Annotated in this window: 11 protein-coding genes and 1 tRNA gene; all 12 read right to left on the bottom strand. The window is 39.2% G+C overall.

Annotated elements, in window-relative coordinates; translation table 11 throughout:
• Positions 1 to 342 precede the first annotated feature (342 nt).
• Positions 343 to 738 carry a CrcB family protein gene (locus QZ276_RS06620; protein WP_342765708.1) on the bottom strand — a complete coding sequence of 132 codons (396 nt, stop codon included), beginning with the start codon at positions 736 to 738 and terminating at the stop codon, positions 343 to 345.
• A complete protein-coding gene (gene crcB, locus QZ276_RS06615; RefSeq protein ID WP_292486439.1) occupies positions 716 to 1,057 on the bottom strand; it encodes a fluoride efflux transporter CrcB in 342 nt (113 codons plus the stop codon). The genes QZ276_RS06620 and crcB overlap by 23 nt, the downstream gene beginning before the upstream one ends.
• Positions 1,058 to 1,380: 323 nt before the next feature.
• On the bottom strand, positions 1,381 to 1,557 hold the full coding sequence (locus QZ276_RS06610) for a hypothetical protein (RefSeq protein ID WP_292486435.1): 177 nt from the start codon (positions 1,555 to 1,557) through the stop codon (positions 1,381 to 1,383).
• Between the two features lie 5 nt (positions 1,558 to 1,562).
• Entirely contained in the window at positions 1,563 to 1,742 is a 180-nt protein-coding gene (locus QZ276_RS06605) for a hypothetical protein (RefSeq protein WP_292486433.1), read from the bottom strand.
• On the bottom strand, positions 1,742 to 1,888 hold the full coding sequence (locus QZ276_RS06600; RefSeq protein WP_292486431.1) for a hypothetical protein: 147 nt from the start codon (positions 1,886 to 1,888) through the stop codon (positions 1,742 to 1,744). The genes QZ276_RS06605 and QZ276_RS06600 overlap by 1 nt, the downstream gene beginning before the upstream one ends.
• 3 nt (positions 1,889 to 1,891) lie before the next feature.
• Positions 1,892 to 2,260: a hypothetical protein gene (locus tag QZ276_RS06595; RefSeq protein ID WP_292486429.1), complete on the bottom strand. Its 369-nt coding sequence runs from the start codon at positions 2,258 to 2,260 to the stop codon at positions 1,892 to 1,894.
• The gene (locus QZ276_RS06590; RefSeq protein ID WP_292486427.1) at positions 2,257 to 2,454 is read right to left on the bottom strand and encodes a hypothetical protein; all 198 of its coding nucleotides are present in this window, start codon (positions 2,452 to 2,454) and stop codon (positions 2,257 to 2,259) included. The genes QZ276_RS06595 and QZ276_RS06590 overlap by 4 nt, the downstream gene beginning before the upstream one ends.
• Positions 2,454 to 2,861, bottom strand: coding sequence for a hypothetical protein (locus QZ276_RS06585; protein ID WP_292486425.1), 408 nt, complete (start codon positions 2,859 to 2,861; stop codon positions 2,454 to 2,456). The genes QZ276_RS06590 and QZ276_RS06585 overlap by 1 nt, the downstream gene beginning before the upstream one ends.
• A gap of 185 nt (positions 2,862 to 3,046) precedes the next feature.
• Complete coding sequence (locus tag QZ276_RS06580; RefSeq protein ID WP_292486423.1) at positions 3,047 to 3,787, bottom strand: N-6 DNA methylase; 741 nt, start codon at positions 3,785 to 3,787, stop codon at positions 3,047 to 3,049.
• Positions 3,787 to 4,005, bottom strand: a complete 219-nt coding sequence (locus tag QZ276_RS06575; RefSeq protein ID WP_292486421.1) for a LuxR C-terminal-related transcriptional regulator — start codon at positions 4,003 to 4,005, stop codon at positions 3,787 to 3,789. The genes QZ276_RS06580 and QZ276_RS06575 overlap by 1 nt, the downstream gene beginning before the upstream one ends.
• A gap of 7 nt (positions 4,006 to 4,012) precedes the next feature.
• Positions 4,013 to 4,363, bottom strand: coding sequence for an MFS transporter (locus QZ276_RS06570; RefSeq protein ID WP_292486419.1), 351 nt, complete (start codon positions 4,361 to 4,363; stop codon positions 4,013 to 4,015).
• An 83-nt stretch (positions 4,364 to 4,446) separates the two neighbouring features.
• Positions 4,447 to 4,518, bottom strand: a tRNA-Thr gene (locus tag QZ276_RS06565).
• Positions 4,519 to 4,524 lie beyond the last annotated feature (6 nt).

Below are 4,524 nucleotides of genomic sequence, written 5' to 3'. Positions count from 1 at the left end.
ATCCAAAATCACGGTTAACTTGATAAAAATGTTAAAACCATGGTAAATTATACCCTTTATTTTGAAGATTTAAAAAACAGGTCTGATACACCAGCAAAGAAAATATGCTTACAGATACCAAAAAATGTATACTGTGATGTAAAACATTCTCTGCCGATGCTATAAAGTAATATGATACAATGATTTAAAAAAGTTACTAAGTTGTAGGCTTTAGCTATAAAATTATAGAGAGGATTTCGATAAACCCGATTATAATCTTATAGTTACTGTTCAGTCAAAAGACATATTAATTTATTTTCAATTATTTGATATTTTCTTAGCACAATCATTTAAAGTTATAAATTAAGTGTAGACAGTGTTAACTGAACAGTGACCCATAATATATCCGATACCTACCCCTAGTATACAGAAAATGAGATTTAGCAAAATATTGTATAGCATAAATCGAGTTTCACCATCTTCCAGGAATTTAAAGTTCTCATAAGCGAACGTTGAGAATGTGGTAAATGACCCTATCATACCGATATTTACAAAATGTATAACAGAATCAGAAGGCATTGAAATTACAAAAAAAGATAAAATTGTACTCCCAGTTACATTAACAACAAGTGTTCCTGTTGGCATTGAATATATTCTTGGTATAAGACCGGAGATTAAGTACCTGAATATTGCACCTATAAATCCACCTATCCCTACAAGCAAGATGTTTTCGATATTACCACCTTTTTGTCGACAGATAAATTATAAAACTCCTACCCAGAAAAACTGCCAGTATAGTAAAAACCACATTTGCTATAATATTGATAACCGACATATATACCGACATCTGGAAGGACATGACCGCAAAACTGGAAAATGTGGTAAATGAACCTAAATATCCTATACCAAATCCCAACCTTGTTTTTGAACTGAACAGTCCCAGATATTCGGGGTCAAACATCACAATCCCAAGAAAAAAACTGCCAAGCATGTTAAGGATAAATATATCAAGTGGAGACACTGACACAGATGTTACAAGATATCTGGAAATAGCTCCGAAAAATCCACCTGCACCCACTATTAAAAAAGTGCTAATCGTTTTCTGTGCAGTGTAATTTTTATTCAATCAGAACAACATCCTCTTTCTGTCCTTTTTCATAGCCTTCAAGGTTTAATCCCTGTAAATATTTTAAAAACTTGAATTATAGTTAAGCACAGATTATTTGTTGTTAATTTAGAACATATCACCATTTGTTGCTATGACTATAAGCAATAAATATTGAGTTATCAACTATAATTAATCCTAAATATAATAAAAAGAGTTATATTAAGGAATTGATTATAACCAACTATTAATGCAGATTGTAATTTCACATTTGTTGCATCTAAATCCTTCTTTTTTCAATGACTCCCTGAATAATGAACTAACCATCCGAGTTCATAACCAGTTACAAACCTTTTACCGCATTCATTACATTGCCAGTATATACAAACCTCATCTCCATCGTTTGAGACAACCGGTTTTCTGAACTGATGACAGTTCGTACTTTCACAGTTATTGCAGCCAAAATCACCCATTCCAATTACTCCATATTCATTTTGGATGATTCAAGCTCCTCAAGGATATCATCAACTAGTAAGTCTAAACCCTGTTCGTGTTTATCCACAGCTGCATCTACATCATCTTCTGGGTAATCTTCTGATAGCACTTCTTTGACCTTGTCCTTAACTTCTATTTTTAGTGAAAATTCTCGTGAATTCATCAGTGAACCTCCTGTTTATTAGGTGGTGTCATGTCATGGTCCAATATCTCTACCAGGTGTTTGTTTTTCCAAGCATGGATAGATGCCAAGATGCCGCTATCAAATCGTTTTTCACATTCGCAGCACCAAAAATAAACCAAAGTCATTATTTAGACCTCCCGTTTCTCTGCAAAACCGTCCTGTTGAATCTCAGACATCCGTTCCTGTAGGTGCTGCAGACCCAGTTCCTGTATAGAATCGAAATCCCAACCCATATCCATACAGAACATCCTGGCCTGAGTTACAAGATTTGCAAGAGCAAGTTTGGCATTTTCTTGGTAAGAGCTGAGAATCTGTGAATCCATATTGGACCTTGCATTATAGACTGCAAACTGCTGTAAATCCCCGAGTTTGTAACCCATGATTGCAGCCCGTGTTACAAGCTGCTGTTTACCTGTAGGTGGTTCTAATCTGCGTATCTTTTTCAGTGATTTCGTTATTTCTACTGCTCTGTTACCGTTACCCGGAAAAATCATCATATCACATCCTTGAGAAGTCCAACAAACTCCAGCTGACAGTACGGACAATCATCCCTGCAGACTGTTCCTGCTGTGGTTACTACGACAGGCATGCCTTTGAGACATGCCTCGTTTCCGTCTGCTACCGGGTGGCCTACCAAATGTTTGTATTTGTAGGCTTCATCATCGTCTGAAACAAAGGTGCAGGATTTCATTATTCAACCACCTCCAAATCCTGGCATTCGTCATAACCTTCAACATAAACACTAACAACAGAATCATCTTCCGTGAATGCTACCATCTTTTGAAGTGTATAGTCATTATCGATATGTGCATTAGCTGCCATTTTATAAGCATTGTAAAGTCTCTGCATCAAATCGTATTTAGAAATACCAAATTCGTCTTCTGAGAACCTACCATCCAGTTTTGCAACATAATCTCTAACCAAATCTACTGGAACATCGTGGTTTGTGATGTTGTTATGTGCTTCAGTCACGAATTCTATGTACTTATCAGCATCTTCAACATCTAGATTCTCAATAGTAGCCATGTTGTATGATGCTATTTTTTTAGCTGCTCTATGGTGTTCAAAATTTATTGTTTCAACTGGTTCTTCTGGCATTGCATAGCCTCCACTATATCCTGTTTGATTTTAATCGTAATTGTCGTAAAAATCCTCAAGAGTATCATTAGCAAGTTCAAGCATCCGCTGTATAACATCTTCAATCGTATTATCTTCGTCTTTTTTCAGTTTCTCAATCTGCTATACCGTGATTGGATTCAGTTCAACTTTCACTTTGTCTACCATCAGTTGAACCCCCTTAGATGCCACATCGGAGTATACCATGTTTGCTTATTTTCCAGTTTCAGAGTGTTCCCATGGACCAGTTGAGCAGGACAGCCTATCAGCGACAGCTGGATATAGGCCATACAGAATACCATGTAGTCGCTGTCCTGTGCTGTAACTTTCAATCTGTTCTGGAAATCTATACCATTCTCATGAAGTACATCACAGACTGCAATTATGAACGACCCGGCACCTACTGCAGGTTCGTTGAACTCAATAACTTCATCTGTATCAGAATCGTAATCTGCAAAAGTCACCTTAGCAGTGAACTTTGACAGCTCGTAGGGTGTGAAGAACTGCCCTCCGAACTTGTTCGGCAGCTCAAGCTCCATGAATATAGAACCCAGGAAATCACAGAACTCGCTGTCAAGTGCCATGGTGGTCAGAGAGAGCAGCTTTGGAAACTGCTGAACTTCTTCTCTTTCGTATTTACCTACTATCTTCAGGTATTGATTCTCAAGTTCCTGGTCGTAGTTTACTGAGTTGTGGATGGATATCGCAGCTGCTTCTGTCCAGTCCTGCCAGACCTCCCACCGGTGGTGTGCATGACAAAGTCCATCGAAGATTTTGACGAACTCTTTGTGCAGCTGGTCTCTGGATTTCGGACTGGTTTCAGGGGTTTTTGGGGTTGCCTGTGCATCAACAGCTGCTGGCTGAGTATTGGAAGTTTCGTACTGGTCCCATGTCAGCTGCACTGCCATTATCTGAACCCCCATCTTCGTTTGTACTTGACAACAGTCCTGTTGGATATCTCGAGTTCTTCAGAGATCTCCCGGTTGTTCTTTCCTTCTCGGAGAAGTCTATACAGCTGTTCCTGTTTCCAATCCGGAATCTGCTGACCTCTGTTGCTGAGACTGTCAAATTTCTCCTGCATATGCTTAAAACGTTCATATTCTTCCTGGGTTAATTCCAATGACATCAACCTGTCACCCCCTGTGACTCTCCGGACTCGATAACCGTAGGTCTGGTATCCACTCCGACAGAGAAGGACTCAACATCGTGTTTTGTGAGAACTCCCCAGGAATACTCACAGTCGAAATTGGGATGTCTGTCAGAACCTTTTTTCGAGCCAGATTATCGATTCTGGTTCCCAGTAACAGCATGAACAATGCATTGGATAGGGTGTAAACTCCCATGACCCAACCAACAGCTTCAGGGGTAGAATTTAGCGGGTCAACCATGTCCGGCAAAACTGGTCCCATAAGGGCACTTCCAGTCATACCGAAAAAAACAACCAGACATAAAACAAGCAGGATCACTCTTGTAGTCAGGTTCATAAAAATCAGTCAGTAGAAAGATTTGGTTTTATAAATTGTCCTGTAGGGGATTTTTTTCAAGAAAAAGTTGAATGTTTATTGGAAGCCTCGGGCGGGGATCGAACCCGCGACCTCGTCCTTACCAAGGACGCGCTACACCACTAAGCCACCGAGGCTCTTTT

Origin of the sequence: Methanohalobium sp. (genome assembly GCF_018609725.1) — an archaeon.
GTDB lineage: Archaea > Halobacteriota > Methanosarcinia > Methanosarcinales > Methanosarcinaceae > Methanohalobium.
This window is presented reverse-complemented; position numbering and strand designations above follow the sequence as displayed.

Bases quoted from the DNA above. Each gene is read 5' to 3' on its own strand.
- QZ276_RS06610 (WP_292486435.1), bottom strand. From the start codon at position 1,557: ATGGGTGATTTTGGCTGCAATAACTGTGAAAGTACGAACTGTCATCAG.
- QZ276_RS06605 (WP_292486433.1), bottom strand. From the start codon at position 1,742: ATGAATTCACGAGAATTTTCACTAAAAATAGAAGTTAAGGACAAGGTC.
- QZ276_RS06600 (WP_292486431.1), bottom strand. From the start codon at position 1,888: ATGACTTTGGTTTATTTTTGGTGCTGCGAATGTGAAAAACGATTTGAT.
- QZ276_RS06595 (WP_292486429.1), bottom strand. From the start codon at position 2,260: ATGATGATTTTTCCGGGTAACGGTAACAGAGCAGTAGAAATAACGAAA.
- QZ276_RS06590 (WP_292486427.1), bottom strand. From the start codon at position 2,454: ATGAAATCCTGCACCTTTGTTTCAGACGATGATGAAGCCTACAAATAC.
- QZ276_RS06585 (WP_292486425.1), bottom strand. From the start codon at position 2,861: ATGCCAGAAGAACCAGTTGAAACAATAAATTTTGAACACCATAGAGCA.
- QZ276_RS06580 (WP_292486423.1), bottom strand. From the start codon at position 3,787: ATGGCAGTGCAGCTGACATGGGACCAGTACGAAACTTCCAATACTCAG.
- QZ276_RS06575 (WP_292486421.1), bottom strand. From the start codon at position 4,005: ATGTCATTGGAATTAACCCAGGAAGAATATGAACGTTTTAAGCATATG.
- QZ276_RS06570 (WP_292486419.1), bottom strand. From the start codon at position 4,363: ATGAACCTGACTACAAGAGTGATCCTGCTTGTTTTATGTCTGGTTGTT.